At 73.3% G+C, this 15,796-nt stretch carries 14 protein-coding genes; 6 read left to right on the top strand and 8 right to left on the bottom strand.

The features are described from left to right. Nucleotides 1-101: 101 nt before the first annotated feature. Nucleotides 102-989 (bottom strand): sensor histidine kinase, encoded by an 888-nt coding sequence (locus tag HDA43_RS18395; RefSeq protein ID WP_179822428.1) that lies wholly within the window; start codon nucleotides 987-989, stop codon nucleotides 102-104. A gap of 256 nt (nucleotides 990-1,245) precedes the next feature. On the opposite strand from HDA43_RS18395, the gene HDA43_RS18400 reads away from it, so the two are divergent. From HDA43_RS18400 to HDA43_RS18410, 3 genes are all read left to right on the top strand, one after another. Next, nucleotides 1,246-1,974, top strand: a complete 729-nt coding sequence (locus tag HDA43_RS18400; protein ID WP_179822440.1) for an ABC transporter ATP-binding protein — start codon at nucleotides 1,246-1,248, stop codon at nucleotides 1,972-1,974. Continuing rightward, entirely contained in the window at nucleotides 1,971-2,732 is a 762-nt protein-coding gene (locus tag HDA43_RS18405) for an ABC transporter permease (RefSeq protein ID WP_179822442.1), read from the top strand. Before HDA43_RS18400 ends, HDA43_RS18405 begins: the two co-directional genes overlap by 4 nt. Before the next feature lie 101 nt (nucleotides 2,733-2,833). Then, a complete protein-coding gene (locus tag HDA43_RS18410; RefSeq protein ID WP_179822445.1) occupies nucleotides 2,834-3,577 on the top strand; it encodes a hypothetical protein in 744 nt (247 codons plus the stop codon). 44 nt (nucleotides 3,578-3,621) lie between these two features. Here HDA43_RS18410 and HDA43_RS18415 read toward each other — a convergent pair whose 3' ends face one another. Both HDA43_RS18415 and HDA43_RS18420 read right to left on the bottom strand, forming a co-directional pair. Then, on the bottom strand, nucleotides 3,622-4,023 hold the full coding sequence (locus HDA43_RS18415; protein ID WP_179822448.1) for a hypothetical protein: 402 nt from the start codon (nucleotides 4,021-4,023) through the stop codon (nucleotides 3,622-3,624). Between the two features lie 610 nt (nucleotides 4,024-4,633). Beyond that, nucleotides 4,634-6,157 carry a DHA2 family efflux MFS transporter permease subunit gene (locus tag HDA43_RS18420; protein WP_179822451.1) on the bottom strand — a complete coding sequence of 508 codons (1,524 nt, stop codon included), beginning with the start codon at nucleotides 6,155-6,157 and terminating at the stop codon, nucleotides 4,634-4,636. A gap of 82 nt (nucleotides 6,158-6,239) precedes the next feature. On the opposite strand from HDA43_RS18420, the gene HDA43_RS18425 reads away from it, so the two are divergent. Beyond that, on the top strand, nucleotides 6,240-6,896 hold the full coding sequence (locus tag HDA43_RS18425; protein ID WP_246424448.1) for a TetR/AcrR family transcriptional regulator: 657 nt from the start codon (nucleotides 6,240-6,242) through the stop codon (nucleotides 6,894-6,896). Here the strand turns inward: HDA43_RS18425 and HDA43_RS18430 are convergent. After that, complete coding sequence (locus HDA43_RS18430; RefSeq protein WP_312873369.1) at nucleotides 6,827-8,407, bottom strand: MFS transporter; 1,581 nt, start codon at nucleotides 8,405-8,407, stop codon at nucleotides 6,827-6,829. The genes HDA43_RS18425 and HDA43_RS18430 overlap by 70 nt on opposite strands. 357 nt (nucleotides 8,408-8,764) lie before the next feature. Between HDA43_RS18430 and HDA43_RS18435 the strand changes: the two genes are divergently transcribed. Then, nucleotides 8,765-9,766: a collagen-like domain-containing protein gene (locus HDA43_RS18435; protein ID WP_218911772.1), complete on the top strand. Its 1,002-nt coding sequence runs from the start codon at nucleotides 8,765-8,767 to the stop codon at nucleotides 9,764-9,766. A 232-nt stretch (nucleotides 9,767-9,998) separates the two neighbouring features. Then, complete coding sequence (gene lpdA, locus HDA43_RS18440; RefSeq protein WP_179822458.1) at nucleotides 9,999-11,399, top strand: dihydrolipoyl dehydrogenase; 1,401 nt, start codon at nucleotides 9,999-10,001, stop codon at nucleotides 11,397-11,399. A gap of 90 nt (nucleotides 11,400-11,489) precedes the next feature. On the opposite strand, the gene purL is transcribed toward lpdA, so the two are convergent. From purL to purS, 4 genes are all read right to left on the bottom strand, one after another. After that, complete coding sequence (purL, locus tag HDA43_RS18445) at nucleotides 11,490-13,772, bottom strand: phosphoribosylformylglycinamidine synthase subunit PurL (protein WP_376770483.1); 2,283 nt, start codon at nucleotides 13,770-13,772, stop codon at nucleotides 11,490-11,492. Then, a complete protein-coding gene (gene purQ / locus HDA43_RS18450; protein ID WP_179822460.1) occupies nucleotides 13,769-14,452 on the bottom strand; it encodes a phosphoribosylformylglycinamidine synthase subunit PurQ in 684 nt (227 codons plus the stop codon). The genes purL and purQ overlap by 4 nt, the downstream gene beginning before the upstream one ends. Nucleotides 14,453-14,662: 210 nt before the next feature. Further along, on the bottom strand, nucleotides 14,663-15,103 hold the full coding sequence (locus HDA43_RS18455; protein WP_179822463.1) for an ATP-binding protein: 441 nt from the start codon (nucleotides 15,101-15,103) through the stop codon (nucleotides 14,663-14,665). A 273-nt stretch (nucleotides 15,104-15,376) separates the two neighbouring features. Further along, nucleotides 15,377-15,631 (bottom strand): phosphoribosylformylglycinamidine synthase subunit PurS, encoded by a 255-nt coding sequence (purS, locus tag HDA43_RS18460; RefSeq protein WP_179822465.1) that lies wholly within the window; start codon nucleotides 15,629-15,631, stop codon nucleotides 15,377-15,379. Nucleotides 15,632-15,796: the final 165 nt, after the last annotated feature.

The raw sequence follows: 15,796 nt of genomic DNA on the forward strand, positions 1-15,796 counted from the left end.
CGCGGCGGCTTCCGGAACGGCTCCCGGAGAGCCGTCCGGGGTCACGACCCCGGCGGTGTCCGGCGTCGTCCCGCCGGGGCGTCCCGTACGGCCGGGCGCGGTCACGCCGCCTCCCCGTCCGGGATGCGGGCGGTGACGCGGAAGCCGCGCCCGGCGCGCTCCGCGCCGAGGACGCCGCCGAGCGCGGTCACCCGCTCGTTCAGCCCGAGCAGGCCGTGACCGGCGCCGGGCCTGGCCGTCCAGTGGCCCGCGGGACCGTCGTCGTCGACGGTGACGACGACGGCGTCCGCGTCGCGGCGGAGACGGACCCGGACGCCGGTGGGGCCGGCGTGCCGCGCGGCGTTGTCGAGGGCCTCGCGGATCACCTTGCAGACCGCCACCTGGACACCCGGCGACACCTCCCCGACCGGCCCGAGGTCGAGCCGGACACGCAGCCCGGCGAGCCGCGCGGCCCGCACGATCCCGGGGACCCGGCCGAGGTCCTCCACGGGGTCGAGGGTCTCGGGCCCGTCGGTACGGCGGAGCACGGTGAGCATGCGGCGCAGCTCGGTGGTGGCGTGCCGGCTCGCCTCCTCGATGTCCGCCAGCGCCTCCCGCGCCTCGCGGACGGCGGCACCACAGGCGGGGTCACAGGCGGTGTCACCGGCGTCGATGACGTGCCGGGCCGCGGCGGCGCGGACGGTGACGAGGCCGAGGCCGTGGGAGACGATGTCGTGCAGGTCGCGGGCGACGCGCAGCCGTTCGACCAGCACCGCCTCGGACGCCGCCCACTCCGTGAGCCTGGCCTCGTGGGCGGCGCGCTCGGCGCGGCCCCGGCGGACGGCCCAGACCGCGACGCCGAACGCCGCCGCCGTGATCACCGGGGGCACGACGACCGCGAGGGGGCCGCTCGCCCCGACCCCGAGGAGGATCGCGGCCAGTACGGCGAAGGCCGTCCCGGCGAGATATCGCACGCGTGACCGCCACACCGGCCGTCCCGGGGTGTTCATCGCCCCGATCCTACGGTCCGCCCGCCCCGGCGTCGTCGGACCGGGGACTGACGTCCCGCGGGCCGAGCCCGCCCCCGCGGACCCGCTCCGGGACCGATGCGCCCACCCCGGTGACGGCCGTTGGCTGGGGTCCTGCTTCACGGATCGTCCCGCCCGCCGCGGTCGCCGAGGGGCCGCCCGACCGGGCCCCGACACGGCGGAGACCCGCGGAACGGAACCCGGGGGACGGCGGCGATCCGGCGACGACGGGAGACACATGATCACGATCGACCAGGTCAGCAAACAGCGGGGGAGCAAGCGGATCCTCACCGAGGTCGGCTTCGAGGCCCGCCCGGGGCGGGTGACCGGGTTCCTAGGCCCGAACGGGGCCGGGAAGTCCTCCACCCTGCGCATCCTCCTCGGCCTGGACCGCCCCGACGGCGGCGTCGCCCTCGTGGCGGGGCGGCCGTACGCCCGGTTGCGCCGGCCCCTGACGACGGTGGGCGCGGTGCTCGACGGCGGCGGCGCGCACCGCTCCCGCACCGGCCGCGGGCACCTGCGCTGGATCGCCGCCTCCAACGGGCTGCCCCGCGCCCGGGTGGACGAGGTCCTCGACCTCGTCGGCCTCACCGAGGCCGCGGGCCGGCGCGTGGGCGGCTACTCGCTCGGGATGGGCAGACGCCTCGCCCTCGCGGCGGCCCTGCTGGGCGACCCGCCGGTGCTGGTGCTCGACGAGCCGGTCAACGGGCTCGACCCCGAGGGCATCCGCCGGCTCCGCGGGCTCCTCCGGGACCGCGCCGCGGCCGGCGGGACCGTGCTGCTGTCCAGCCACCTCATCGGCGAGCTGGCCGAGACCGTCGACGACGTCGTGGTCATCGACCACGGGCGCGTCGTGGCGCTGGGCACCCTCGCCGAGGTCACCGGCGCCCACCGCGGCCTTGAGGACGCGTTCTTCGCCCTCACCTCGGGCACGGGTCCCGGCGCGGGGCAGGGGGGCCGGCCGTGAGGGCACTCCGCGCGGAACTCCTCAAGCTCTCCGGGATCCCGTCGGCGTGGGTGGCGGCCGTGGTCGGCCTGGTCGTGCCCTTCGCCGTCGCGGCCCTCAACGCCGGCGCCCGGAGCGCCGGCCGGGCCGCCGGGGGCTCCGACCCGTCCGGTGCCGACGCCGGGTTCCAGGAACTGGCCTTCGGGGTCATCGGCGTGGTCGTCCTCGGCGTCGTCGCGGCGAGCAGCGAGTACTTCGCCGAGGGCGGGGACTCGGCGGGCGGCCGGCAGATCACGGCGAGCCTGACCGCGGTGCCGTCCCGCGTCGGGTTCCTCGCCGCGAAGGCCGGCGCGCTGATCCTGGCCGCGGCAGTCCTCGCCGCCCTCTCCACGGCGGCCACGCTCACCGTCAGCCGGGTCGTGCCCGGAGAGCTCACGGCGCCGCTCACCTCCGCCGACGCGCCGCGTGTCCTCGGCGTGGTCGCCTACTGGGTGCTGACCGCGCTGCTCGCCCACGGGCTCACCCTCCTCACCCGCGGCGGCGTGGTGCCGCTCGTCGTGCTCATCCTGAACACCTCCGTCGTCAGCGTCACCTACCTGCTGACCCGGGTCACGCCCCTGGCGAACTACCTGCCCGACCTGGCCGGGGCGCGGATGTTCATCCGGACGTTCCGGTCCTCCGTGGAGATCCCGCCCCTCGCCGGGGGCGCCGTCATGGCCGCCTGGACGCTCGCGCTGCTCGGCGTCGCCGCCGCCGTCTTCCTCCGGAGGGACGCGTGACCGCCGCCGCCCGTCTCCCGAGGCCCGGCCCGTCCGGTGCGTCCAGTCTGTCTGGTGCGTCCGGCGGGTCCGGTCATTCCGGTACGTCCGGACCGCGCGCCGTGGCCGGCACGTTCCGCGCGGAGGTCCTGAAGCTCCTCACTCTCCCGGCGCTGTACCTGACGGCCGCGATCACCTGGGCGGTCGCCCCGCTCCTGGCGGTCGCGTCCGTCTCGGCCGCCGCCGGGGAGGGGAACGGGCCCGGCCCGGGGACGGACCCGGGTCTGGTCCCGGTCGGGTACGCGCAGGCCGGGTTCGTCGTCCTCGGCGTCCTCGCCGCCGCCTCCGAGTACCGGGGCGGGCAGATCAGGACGACGCTGACGTGCGTGCCCCGCCGGGTCGAGGTGCAGCTCGCGAAGGCGGCGGCGCTCGCCGTGACGGCCCTTCCCGTCGCCGTGGCGACCACCGGGTCCGGCGTCCTCGCCGCCCGCGCGGCGCTCGCCGCGCACGCTCCGCCGTACGGCGCCGCCGGGCCGGTGGACGCGCCGGGGGAGGTCCGGGCCGTGGCGGGGGCGGCCGTGTACCTCGTCCTCACCGCGCTGCTCTCCTCCGCCGTGGCGACGTTGACGCGCGGGACGATTCCGGCCGTCACGGTGCTCCTCGGCCACCACTTCGTCGTCGGCCCCTACCTGGCCGGCCGGACCGTGCTCGCCGCGTACCTGCCCGGCACCGCGGGTCTGTGGCCCGGCGGCGGTACGGGCGCCGACGGGGTGCTCGGCGCAGGGGGGAGGTGGGCCGTCGTCACCGGCTGGACCGTCGCCGCGCTCGGCGCCGCGATCGTCTCGTTCCGGCGCCGGGACGCGTAGGGCCCGTCCGCGCCGCCGTACGGTGTCCCGGCGGTCTCAGAAGTTCAGAAGTACTGCCAGATGCTGAACCTGCGGACGATCAGGGGGACCGCGGCCCGGCCGACCACCCGGATGTGCCGGATGCGGGTCCTGAGGTTCATCGTGACCTTCACGCACTTCAGGCAGACCTCATGGAAACCCGGCAGGGCGTAGTAGGAGATCGAGGCGGCGCGGTGCCCCAGGCCCCTGTTGGACAGGCCCAGCCCGACCTCCCGGTAGATCCGTCGCGATCCCTTCAGGTTGAAGGCGGTCGAGCCGATGAGCGCGTGGTTCGCCGTCTTGGGGCAGTGCACGAATATCCGGACGTGGCTGGCCTGGCGGGGGTCGAAGGGCAGGACCCGGAGCGACGGGACCTTCCTCAGCAGCGGGGGGATGTGGTTGCGCCCCCTGGTGAACGGCGTGAACACCGTCTGGTCGGTCCGGGACCTGACGTAGGCCGTGCTCGTGGCGCTGGCGCTCGCGGTGGCACTGGCACTGGCGGTGGCTGTGGCGCTCGCGCCGGCACTCGGACTCGCACTGGCACTCGCACTGGCACTGGCACTGGCACTGGGGCTGGCACTGGGGCTGGGGCTGGCACTCGGACTCACACGGGCGCTGGGGCTGGGACCGGGGGCGGCGCCTGCGTTCGGGATCGCGCCGGGACCGGGTGCGGGAACGACCGCGGTCCCGGGCACGGGGGCGCCCGCGACCGGGGCGGCGCCGGGCCAGGCCACGACGGCCGGACCCGCCAGGAAGGCGGCGGCCACCCCGGCGCCGATGACGAGACGCATGCGCTCCTCCTGCCCGGACGGGTGCCCGCGTCGGCCGAGTGCCTCCGCCGGGCACGGCACGGGTGACGGTGGAGGGGCGCTCGTCCGGCCCGCTCCGCGGTCTCCACCGTGGCGGGGATCCACGGCCCGGACCAGGGGCGACCCGGGCGAGGATTCCCGGATCGCCGTCCTGACCAGGCTGTTCGTCTTAATTATGTGTGCCGTGTCGCGAAAAAATGGGAGCCACGCTGGTCCGGCGTACCGCGTCCTACGCGATCGGCGCCGTGGCGACCGCCGTCCCGGCGGGTTCGACGGTTCCGGCCGCCCGCGGTCCCGCGGGGCTCCCCGCGACACCGGCCGGCTCGGACGCGGTCGCGGCCCCGGCGGGTTCGGCCCCGGGGCCGGCGGTCCGGGCCGTCCGCAGCGCGAACAGGCTGATCGGCACGCCGGCCAGCACGATCGCCGCCGACACCACCAGCGCGTACCGGTAGGCGTCCAGGAAGGCCGCCGCCGGCGCGGCGCCGTCCGTCAGGAGGGACGCCTGCCGGGTGCTGAGGATCGCACCGAGGACCGTGACGCCGAGCAGTCCGAACACCTGTCGTGAGACGTTCAGCGCCCCCGAGGCGACCCCGGCGCGGCCGGCGGGCAACGCGGTGAGGATGGCGGTGGTCAGCGGCACCAGCAGCCCGCCGCCGAGCCCGTAGAGCAGGAACCACGGCAGCAGGTCGGCGAACGATCCGCCCTCTCCGACGAAGGAGATCCCGAAGATCGCCACGGCCATCAGCAGCATCCCGGCGGCCACGGTGCGGGCGGTCCCGAGCCGGGTGGTGACCCGGGGCGCGACCGCCGCGACCACGGACATGACCAGTGCCATCGGCACGAACGACGCCCCGGCCTCGGTGGGCGAGAAGCCCAGCGCGTTCTGCAGGTAGAGGGCGGTGAAGAAGTAGATCCCGAACACCGCGAACGACCACAGCCCCGTCACCAGGGTGCCGCCGCCGAACACCCGTGACCGGAACAGCGACAGGTCGATCATCGGCTCGGACGTACGGAGCTCGACCGCGACGAAGACCAGTGCCGAGGCCAGCGCGAGGCCGAACGCGCCGAGGATCTCCGGCGAGGTCCAGCCGGCCTTCCCGCCCTCGATGAGGGCGTACGTCAGGGAGACCATCGTCAGGCTCGACGTGACGATGCCGGGCAGGTCGAGGCGGCGCCGTGCCGGGTCGCGGGGGGCGGCCGCGATGGCCCACAGGCCGAGCCCGAACGCCACGATCCCGATCGGGACGTTGATCAGGAAGATCCACCCCCAGTGCCACCGCTCGCTGATCACCCCACCGGTCAGCGGCCCCAGTGCCATGGCCAGCGCGCCGATCGCGCTCCACAGGCCGACCGCGGTCGCGCGCTCCCTGGGATCGGGGAAGACCGTGGTCAGCAGCGCGAGGGCGGTGGGCGCCAGGAGGGCGGCGCCGACGCCCTGGAACACCCGGGTGGCGGTCAGCACGCCGCCGTCCGAGGCCAGGCCGGCGGCGAGGGAGGACAGGGTGAAGACGGCGAGGCCGGCCAGGAAGATCCGCCTTCTTCCGAGCAGGTCGGCCAGCCGCCCGCCGGCCAGCATCAGCCCGGCCGAGACGAGGACGTACACGCTCACGACCCATTCCAGGCCCGAGACGTCCAGCGAGAGGTCCCGCTGGATCGTCGGCAACGCGACGTTGACCACGTTGTTGTCCAGATAGGTCATGAAAGTGGCGAGGGAGATCGCTCCCAGTGCCCACCACCTGCGGTCCTGCGACATAACAGCTCCTCTACGCTGTACTTGTACGTCGTACATGTACAGCGCATAGTGGAACCTGTACCGCGTATAGTTGTCAAGCGTGATGGGAAAACTGACGCGTGAGGCGGTCGTCGAGCGGGCGCTGGAGATCGGTGACGCCGAAGGGCTTCAGGCGGTCACCATCCGGCGGCTCGCCCAGGAGCTGGGCGTCACACCGATGGCGCTGTACTGGCACTTCAAGAACAAGGAGCAGCTGGTCGTCGGCATGGCCGACCATCTGATCGAGGGCTTCGAGATCACCCCCGACGGCTCACGCCCGTGGCGGGAGCAGCTCCGCGAACTCGTCGGCCGGCTGGTGCGGATGCTGCGGCGCCACCCCTGCGCGGAGGCCGTGCTGGAGGAGGTCGACAAGATGGAGGTGCCGGCCTTCCTGCGGGTGTGGGACACCGCCCTCGGCCTGACCCTGCGCGCCGGGTTCGGCGCCCGGGAGAGCTGCCTGATCACCCGGTACATCCTCCAGGGGGCCATCGCCCTGGCCGGAGGCTCGGTGGAGCACCGCAGGTGCGGGCCGGAGGGGCACGCGGAGCACGTCCGCCTCAAGCGCGTCCGCTTCCAGTCGCTCCCGCCGGACACCTACCCGAACATCGTGCGGATGGCCGTACCCCTCACCGAGAGGGGCGACGCCGAGCTCTACGACACGTTCGGCGTGGACCTGCTGCTGTCCGGCATCGAATCCATGGCGGCCCGGCTCGACGGCTGAGCCGCGGGCGTCCCGGACGGTCCAGATGATCCGGGCGGTCCGGACGGTCCCTCGCCGCGCCGCCGCGGCCGGGCGAGCAGCGCGCACACGGCCCCGCACAGCGCGACGCCCAGCAGCACGGCGTAGGTGTTGCGGAAGCCGGTCATCAACTGCTCCACGGCGGCCGGGGAGACGCGGGAGAGCGTGCCCGCGTACACCCTGCCGCGCAGCTCGGCGCTGACCGGCGCGGTCAGCACGCTCAGCGTGAGCGCGACACTGAGCACGATCCCGACGTTCATGATCATGAGGCGGAAGCCGTTCACCAGACCCAGGTTGCCGGCCGGCAGCGCGGCCATGACCTGGGTGGTGTTGCCGGTGAGGAACGTCCCGCTGCCGCACCCGCACAGGAACAGTCCCGTCCCCACGATCCAGTACGGCGTGCCCGGCGCGGTGGACGGCATCAGCACGGCCAGGCCGGCGCTGCTCAGCAGCGCCCCTCCGACGGACAGCGCGTGCGGGGAGATCCGGCGGCCCAGGGAGCCGGCGAGCGGCGAGGCGACGGCCATGCCGACCGGGACCGGGAGCACGGCCAGGGCGGCGGTGACCGGCCCGACGCCCGTGGCCGCCCGGAAGTGGAGGGCGGCCAGCAGGATGAGCGACGCGCGGGCCAGCGCGTTGCAGAACGAGGCGGCGTTGGCGAAGGCCAGCATGCGCTCGCCGAACAGCCGGACGTCGAGCACGGGCCGCGCCGCCCGGCGCTCCACCGCCACCAGCACCGGCACCAGGGCCGCCGCGACGACGGCGCCGGTGAGCGCGACCGGGCTGGACGGGCCGCGCGACCCCGCCTCCGACAGCGCGACGAGCGCGGCCGACAGCAGGGCGAACATGACCAGGTTCCCGGCCGCGTCCACCGGCTCGCGGGGGCCGGGGGCGACCCGGCGCAGCACGAACGCGCCCCAGACGAGGGCGAGCAGGCCGGCCGGGACGTTCATCCAGAAGATCCACCGCCAGCCCGCCGTCTCGGCGACCAGGCCGCCCAGCGTGGGGCCGGCGAGCTGGGCGACGGAGAGGGTGCCGATGTAGACCCCCATGCCCTGGCTGAGCCGGTCGGGCGGGAAGGCGTCGGTGATGATCACCGTGCCGTTGGCCAGGATCATCGACGCCCCGACCGCCTGCACGGCCCGCATGGCGATCAGGAACCACACCCCCGGGGAGAGCCCGGCCAGCAGCGACCCGGCGGTGAAGAGGGCGAAGCCCGCCAGGTAGACCTCCCTGCGCCCGAGCAGGTCGGCCACCCGGCCGAAGAACACCAGGCTGGCGGTGTTGACCAGCATGAAGGCCAGCAGGACCCATCCCGCGGCGAACGCGTCGGCGTGGAAGTGCCTGACCACCTCGGGGAGCGCCACGTTGAGCGTGTTGCCCGCCACGCCGATCAGCACCAGGCCGAGGCCGGTCACGGAGCAGACCAGCCACGCGTGGCGGAGCCGGGCGGCGTACTCGGGCGAGCCCGGCGTGTCCCGCGGGTCCGGCACGTCCTGTTGGTCCGGCGCGTTCGGGGCGTCCTGTTGGTCCGGCGCGCCCGGTGTGTCCTGCGGGCCCGGTGGTCCCGGCACTTCCGGTGGGCTCTGCGGACCCGGCGGGTTCGGTGCGTTCGGGGCGGCCCGGGTACCGGGACGCGGGTCCTGGGGGGCGGAGACCATGCCGCCCAGTGTGACGTACGGCACGCCGCTGGCCCGGCCCCGGCCGGGCCGGTTCGCGGGCGGCCCGCATCCGGCGGACAGTGATGCCGAACTGTGATGTTTGTCACGTCATCTCTTGGAACGGTTCAAACGTGTATCACGCGTATCCATGGAACACGCCAGTCTCTGGCGTCGCAGAAAGGAAGCCCAGTGGCTATCAGGTTGCCGGGCAGGCGGATGATCACCGTCACGGCCGTCGGAGTACTGGCCGGAACGATGCTGACGGTCGGTGGCGGCAGCGCCGTCGCATCCTCGGCGGACGCGGAGATCCACGCGTGTGTGAACAAGAAGACGCGCTACGCGCGCATCGTCAACGCGTCGGCGAGGTGCCGGACCACCGAGGTCCGGGTGACCTGGGGCGGTGAGGGCGGCGGCTCCCAGACCGTCGGCACCGCCGGTCCGCAGGGCCCCCAGGGTCCGCAGGGCAGGCCCGGTCCCGCCGGTCCGCAGGGTCCCCAGGGTCCGCAGGGCCCGCGCGGCTTCCAGGGTAAGCAGGGTCCGCAGGGCCCGCAGGGTGCGCCCGGTAAGGACGGTGCCCCCGGGGCGAAGGGCGAGCAGGGCGAGCGCGGCCTGCCGGGCAAGGACGGCCAGGACGGCGCCCCCGGCAAGCAGGGCGAGCGCGGTCCCCAGGGCGAGCAGGGCCCGCAGGGCAAGCCGGGCGAGAACGGCAAGGACGGCGCCCCGGGCAAGCAGGGCGAGCAGGGCCCGCAGGGCAAGCCTGGCCAGGACGGTGCCCCGGGCAGGCAGGGCCTGCCCGGCAAGGACGGCAAGGACGGTCAGGACGGCGGTCTGGCGGCCGTCACGACCCGCCATCAGAGCTCCAACATCAAGGGTGACGGATCCGTCTCGGTGAGCTGCCAGACCGGTGAGCTGGCCACCGGCGGCGGCTACTCCATGAACGGTAACGGCAGCTACCTGGTCTCGGCGTCGATGCCCTCCGGGAACGGCTGGGTGGTGAAGGTGAGCCAGGGCAACTCCTACTCCTCCCTCACCGGAAACAAGTCCGACGAGTCCGCCGACTCCGCCGCCAAGAGCTCCACCACCTCCAGCCCCACCCCCGGCACGGGCGGCAAGGCGCAGGGCCTGGCCACCCAGACCAACGGTGCCTACGTCACGGTCACCGCCTACGTGGTCTGCGCCAAGAAGGGCTGACGCCCGTACACGGCCGACGCCCGTACACGGATGACACCCCGCGTACGGGCGTCTCGCGCGCGCCGTACATGACGACCAGCCGGGTCTTCTCCCGAAGGGGAGAGGAGGCCCGGCCGGTCCCACGGTCCGCCGCGGCCGTCGAAGGTCCGCGAACGGACCGCGGACGGCCGGCATGCCGCTCTGTCCGACCGTCCGGCATTATCCGGTCGGAGCGTTGACTATTGTCCGGTTCATGAGCTCTCACTATGACGTCGTCGTTCTCGGTGCCGGCCCCGGCGGATACGTGGCCGCCGTCCGGGCCGCCCAGCTGGGCCTCCGCACCGCGATCGTCGAGGAGCGGTACTGGGGCGGTGTCTGCCTCAACGTGGGGTGCATCCCCTCCAAGGCCCTGCTGCGCAACGCCGAACTGGCCCACCTGTTCACCCACGAGGCCAAGACGTTCGGCATCCAGGTCGACGGCCAGGTCACCTTCGACTACGGCGCGGCTTTCCAGCGCAGCCGCAAGGTGGCCGACGGGCGCGTCAAGGGCGTCCACTACCTGATGAAGAAGAACGGCATCACCGAGTACGAGGGGCGCGGCACCTTCACCGACGCCAACACGATCGAGGTGGCCAAGAGCGACGGCGGCACCGAGACGGTGACGTTCGACCACTGCATCATCGCCGCGGGCGCGACCACGAGGCTGCTGCCGGGCACCTCGGTGAGCGACCGGGTCGTGACCTACGAGGAGCAGATCCTCACCGAGAAGCTCCCCGAGAGCATCGTCATCGCCGGCGCGGGCGCGATCGGCGTCGAGTTCGCCTACGTGCTGCGCAACTACGGCGTCAAGGTGACGATCGTGGAGTTCCTCGACCGCATCGTCCCCCTGGAGGACGAGGAGGTCTCGGCGGAGCTGGCCAAGCGCTACAAGCGGCTCGGCATCGAGGTGCTGACCTCGACGCGGGTGGAGTCCATCGACGAGTCGGGCGACAAGGTGCGCGTGACGGTCTCGCGGGACGGCGCGCAGCAGGTCCTGGAGACCGACAAGGTCATGCAGGCGATCGGCTTCCAGCCGCGCGTCGAGGGCTACGGGCTGGAGCGGACCGGGGTCGCGCTGACCGAGCGCGGCGCCATCGACGTCGACGGCCGGTGCCGGACGAACGTGCCGCACATCTTCGCCATCGGCGACGTGACCGCCAAACTGATGCTCGCGCACACGGCTGAGGCCATGGGCATCATCGCGGCGGAGACCATCGGCGACGCCGAGACGATGGAACTCGACTACGTGATGATCCCCCGGGCGACGTACTGCCAGCCGCAGGTCGCCAGCTTCGGCTACACCGAGACGCAGGCCCGGGAGCTGGGCTACGACGTCAAGGTCGCGAAGTTCCCCTTCACCGCCAACGGCAAGGCCCACGGCCTGGGCGACGCCACCGGGTTCGTCAAGCTCATCAGCGACGCTCAGTACGGCGAGCTGATCGGCGCCCACATGATCGGCCCGGACGTCACCGAGCTGCTGCCCGAGCTGACCCTGGCCCAGCAGTGGGACCTCACGGTCCACGAGGTGGCCCGCAACGTCCACGCCCACCCCACGCTCAGCGAGGCGGTCAAGGAGGCGGTCCACGGGCTCGCCGGCCACATGATCAACATGTGAGGCCGCCGGAGACGGCCTGGACAGAAGGGGAGGCGCGGGCCCGGCCCGCGCCTCCCCTTCTCTTTTCCGGAAGTTCTCTTTTTCGGAAGATCAGCCGAAGATGCCCGGCAGGGTGGCCTCGTGGGTCTCCCTCAGCTCGGCGACCGGGATGTCCAGCACGCCCTCGACGGCCAGCGAGGAGCCGCCGGTGACGCCCAGCCGCTGGCAGGGCACCTCGTGCGCGGCGCACAGCTCGGCGAAGGCGTCGAAGGAGTCGGGACGCACCGTCACCAGCGCGCGCGCCGGCGACTCGCTGAACAGGTCGGTGAACGCGTCGTCGCCCGGCAGCGAGACCGAGCAGCCGACGCCCTGGGCGAGGACGGCCTCGGCCAGCGCGACGGCCAGGCCGCCGTCGGACAGGTCGTGCGACCCGGTCAGCAGGCCCTGGGCGGCGGCCTCGGTCAGGACGTGGGCGAGGGCCCGCTCGGCCTCCAGGTCCGCCTGGGGCGGCAGGCCGCCGAGGTGGCCGTGGACGACGTGGGCCCACTCCGAGCCGCCGAACTCCGCGAGGGTCTCACCCAGCAGGACGACCCGGTCGCCCTCGCCGGTGAAGCCGTTCCTGACCCGCCGGGCCACGTCGTCGATCACGCCCAGCACGCCGACGACCGGGGTCGGGTGGATCGCGGTGGTGCCCGTCTGGTTGTAGAACGACACGTTCCCGCCGGTCACCGGCACGCCGAGGATCTTGCAGGCGTCGGCCAGGCCGCGGGTGGCCTCGGCGAACTGCCACATGACCTCCGGGTCCTCCGGGGAGCCGAAGTTCAGGCAGTCGGTCACCGCGAGGGGCCGCGCGCCGGTCACGGCGACGTTGCGGTACGCCTCCGACAGGGCGAGCTGGGCCCCGGCGTAGGGGTCGAGGCGGGCGTAGCGGCCGTTGCCGTCGGTGGCCAGCGCGATGCCCCGGGTCGTCTCCTCGGCGCCCGGCATGACCTCGCTGATCCGCAGCACGCCGGCGTCGGCGGGCTGGGCCAGCACGGTGTTGCCCCGGACGTAGCGGTCGTACTGGGAGGTCACCCACTCCTTCGACGCGAGGTTCGGCGAGCCGAGCAGCGTGAGCAGCGTCGCCCGCAGGTCGTCGGGGCGCGGCAGGCGGCTCGGGTCGTCGGCGTTCAGCGCGGCCTGGCCGGCGGGCTCGTGGAACGGCCGCTCGTAGACCGGGCCCTCGTCGGCGGCGGTGCCCGGCGGGATGTCCACGATGGTCTCGCCGTACCAGGTCATCACCAGCCGGCCGCCGTCGGTGACCTCGCCGATGACGGTCGCGGGGATGTCCCACTTGGCGCAGATCGCCATGAAGGCGTCGATGTCGTCGGGGGTGACGACCGCCATCATGCGCTCCTGCGACTCGCTCATCAGGATCTCCTCGGGCCGCAGCGACGGGTCGCGCAGCGGGACGAGGTCGAGCCGGACGTCCATGCCGCCGGTGCCCTTGGCCGCGAGCTCGGTGGTGGCGCAGGAGACGCCGGCCGCGCCGAGGTCCTGGATGCCGACGACCACGTCGGCCTGGTACAGCTCCAGGCAGCACTCGATCAGCAGCTTCTCCATGAACGGGTCGCCGACCTGGACGCTGGGCCGCTTGGCCTGCGACTCGTCCTCGAAGGTCGCGCTCGCCAGGACGGACGCGCCGCCGATGCCGTCGGGGCCGGTCAGCGCGCCGAACAGCACGACCTTGTTGCCCGGCCCCGGGGCGGTGGCCAGCTTGATCTGGTCCTTGCGGAGCAGACCCACGCACAGGGCGTTGACCAGCGGGTTGCCGATGTAGCAGGGGTCGAAGACGACCTCGCCGCCGATGTTGGGCAGGCCCAGGCAGTTGCCGTAGTGGCTGATGCCCTCCACCACGCCGGGCAGCACCCGCCGGGTGTCGGGGGCGTCGGCCGCGCCGAACCGCAGGGCGTCCATCACCGCGATCGGCCGGGCGCCCATCGACATGATGTCGCGGACGATGCCGCCGACGCCGGTCGCGGCGCCCTGGTGCGGCTCGACGTACGACGGGTGGTTGTGCGACTCGATCTTGAAGGTGGCGGCCCAGCCGTCGCCGATGTCCACCACGCCGGCGTTCTCGCCCATGCCGACGAGCAGCGCGTCGGAGGCGGGGGCCTTGGCGCCGAACTGGCGCAGGTGCACCTTGGAGGACTTGTAGGAGCAGTGCTCGCTCCACATGACGCTGTAGATGGCCAGCTCCGAGCTCGTCGGGCGGCGGCCGAGGATCTGCCGGACCCGCTCGTACTCGTCGGCCTTCATGCCCAGCTCGGCGTACGGCTGGCGCTCGTCGGGGGTGTCCTCGGCCCGCTTGACGGTATCGAGGGTCACGCCGTGCTCGCCGGGTCGCTCGCTCACAGGTTCACCAGCCTCTTCAGGATCGAGGAGAAGAATCCGCGGCCGTCCGTGCTCGGGGCGCCGGTGAGGTCCTCGACCGCGTGCTCGGGGTGGGGCATGAGGCCGACGATGTTGCCCGCCTCGTTGCGGATGCCCGCGATGTCGTTCATGGAGCCGTTGGGGTTGCTCCCGGCGTAGCGGAAGACGACCTGGCCGCCCGCCTCCAGCGCCGCCAGGGTCGCCGCGTCGGCGACGTAGCGGCCCTCGCCGTGCTTGATCGGCAGCACGATCTCCTGGCCCTCGGTGAAGTCGGAGGTCCAGGGGGTGGCGGTGCTCTCGACGCGGACGCGCTGGTCGCGGCAGATGTAGTGGAGCCCGGCGTTGCGCATCAGCGCGCCGGGCAGCAGGTGGGCCTCGCAGAGGATCTGGAAGCCGTTGCAGGTGCCGAGGACCGGGAGCCCGGCCCTGGCGGCGGGGATCAGCTCCTCCATCAGCGGCGCGAACCGGGAGATGGCCCCGCACCGGAGGTAGTCGCCGTAGGAGAACCCGCCGGGCAGGAAGACCGCGTCCACCCCCTTGAGGTCGGGGTCCGCGTGCCACAGCGGCACGGCCTCGCCACCGGCGTGCCGTACGGCGCGGGCCGCGTCCTGATCGTCAAGAGTCCCGGGAAAAGTGACCACGCCCACGCGGGCAGCACTCATGACAGCGTTCCCCTCCACAAACGAGCGCCGCGCCGGCCGTCTCACCCAGCGGACGGCGGTCTGCGGCGGTGCGCCCAGGCTATCCGCTCGCCGACGGTGGGAACGCACGGGATCCGTCCGATCGCACAACCTGCCGCTTCGCCCGGACGGCCCGCCTTGGAGGATCGCACAACGGCGGCGCGAGATGCCCCCCGCGGGCCGTACGGAGGGTCAGACGGCGGCGAGCGCCCGCTGCCGGGGGATGATCGGCTCGTCGTCCCAGGCGAGGTGCTTGCGCAGGTGCACGGTGGTCCCCCGCCCCGGGGTGATGTCGAAGGAGATCTCGTCCACCACGGCCTGCATGATCAGGATGCCCCGGCCGTGCTCGGCGTCCGTCGGGGGATACCGGTCGGGCATCCTCGGCAGCCCGTGGCCGCGGTCGATGATGCGGACGTCGCAGCGGCCGTGCCCGATCGAGACCTCGACCACGTAGCGGTTGGCGGGTCCGCCGTGGCGCACCGCGTTGGCGCACGCCTCGGTCACCGCGAGGAGGATGTCGGAGACGCAGCTCTCGGTGACGCCGAGCGAACGCAGGGAGTCGCCCAGCGCCCGCCGGACCATGGGAATGCCCATGGCCTCTCTCGGCAGTGCCAACGAGAACTCGATATCCACCGGATTCCTCCCGGGGCCAGACGTCACCCTGTCAAGGCTTCCCCACAGAATCCGGGCTAACCGCAAAATAACCCTGATCTTATTTAGCGTTGGTCAAGCCGTGGGATTACGGCCATCCATAGTGGAACCCACCCGGCGGAATACGGCATGAACCGCGCCGGCGTGACACGGCACGGTTCGGCCGTGACACGGCACGGTTCGGCGGGCGGAACGCGCCGCCCGCCGGTGAGACTCGCGGCCCGCGGCCCGTGGTCCACGGACTCGGCGGGCGGCCTACGACTCGGCCCGCTCCACGGTGACGGTGTAGTCCTCGATCACGGTGTTGGCCAGCAGGGTCTCGGCCATCTTCCGGACGTCGGCGAGCGCGGCGTCGTCGACGGGCCCGTCGAGCTCGACCTCGAATCGCTTGCCCTGCCGTACCGAGGCGACAGCGGAGAAGCCCAGCCGCGGGAGCGCACGGGCGATCGCCTGACCCTGCGCGTCGAGAATCTCGGGCTTGAGCATGACGTCGACGATGACGCGCGCCACGGTGTTCCTCCTGCTGGAAGCGGGGATGGATCGGGGCCTCAAGCGTAGCCGCCCGCCGTGGCGGCTCGTCGCGGGGCCGGGGGCCCGCGTGCGGGCGTAAGCGGGGTGCGTGTCGGGAACTGGGAGCTTATGGAAGCCGGGACAGGTCTTGCGCGCAGGTATGTG

This window comes from Streptosporangium sandarakinum, assembly GCF_013409935.1.
GTDB classification, from domain to species: domain Bacteria; phylum Actinomycetota; class Actinomycetes; order Streptosporangiales; family Streptosporangiaceae; genus Streptosporangium; species Streptosporangium nondiastaticum.

What these genes read in the sequence shown, in the direction of transcription:
- lpdA (WP_179822458.1), top strand. Translation starts at nt 9,999, where the DNA reads ATGAGCTCTCACTATGACGTCGTCGTTCTCGGTGCCGGCCCCGGCGGA.
- HDA43_RS18395 (WP_179822428.1), bottom strand. Translation starts at nt 989, where the DNA reads ATGAACACCCCGGGACGGCCGGTGTGGCGGTCACGCGTGCGATATCTC.
- HDA43_RS18425 (WP_246424448.1), top strand. Translation starts at nt 6,240, where the DNA reads ATGGGAAAACTGACGCGTGAGGCGGTCGTCGAGCGGGCGCTGGAGATC.
- HDA43_RS18400 (WP_179822440.1), top strand. Translation starts at nt 1,246, where the DNA reads ATGATCACGATCGACCAGGTCAGCAAACAGCGGGGGAGCAAGCGGATC.
- purQ (WP_179822460.1), bottom strand. Translation starts at nt 14,452, where the DNA reads ATGAGTGCTGCCCGCGTGGGCGTGGTCACTTTTCCCGGGACTCTTGAC.
- HDA43_RS18420 (WP_179822451.1), bottom strand. Translation starts at nt 6,157, where the DNA reads ATGTCGCAGGACCGCAGGTGGTGGGCACTGGGAGCGATCTCCCTCGCC.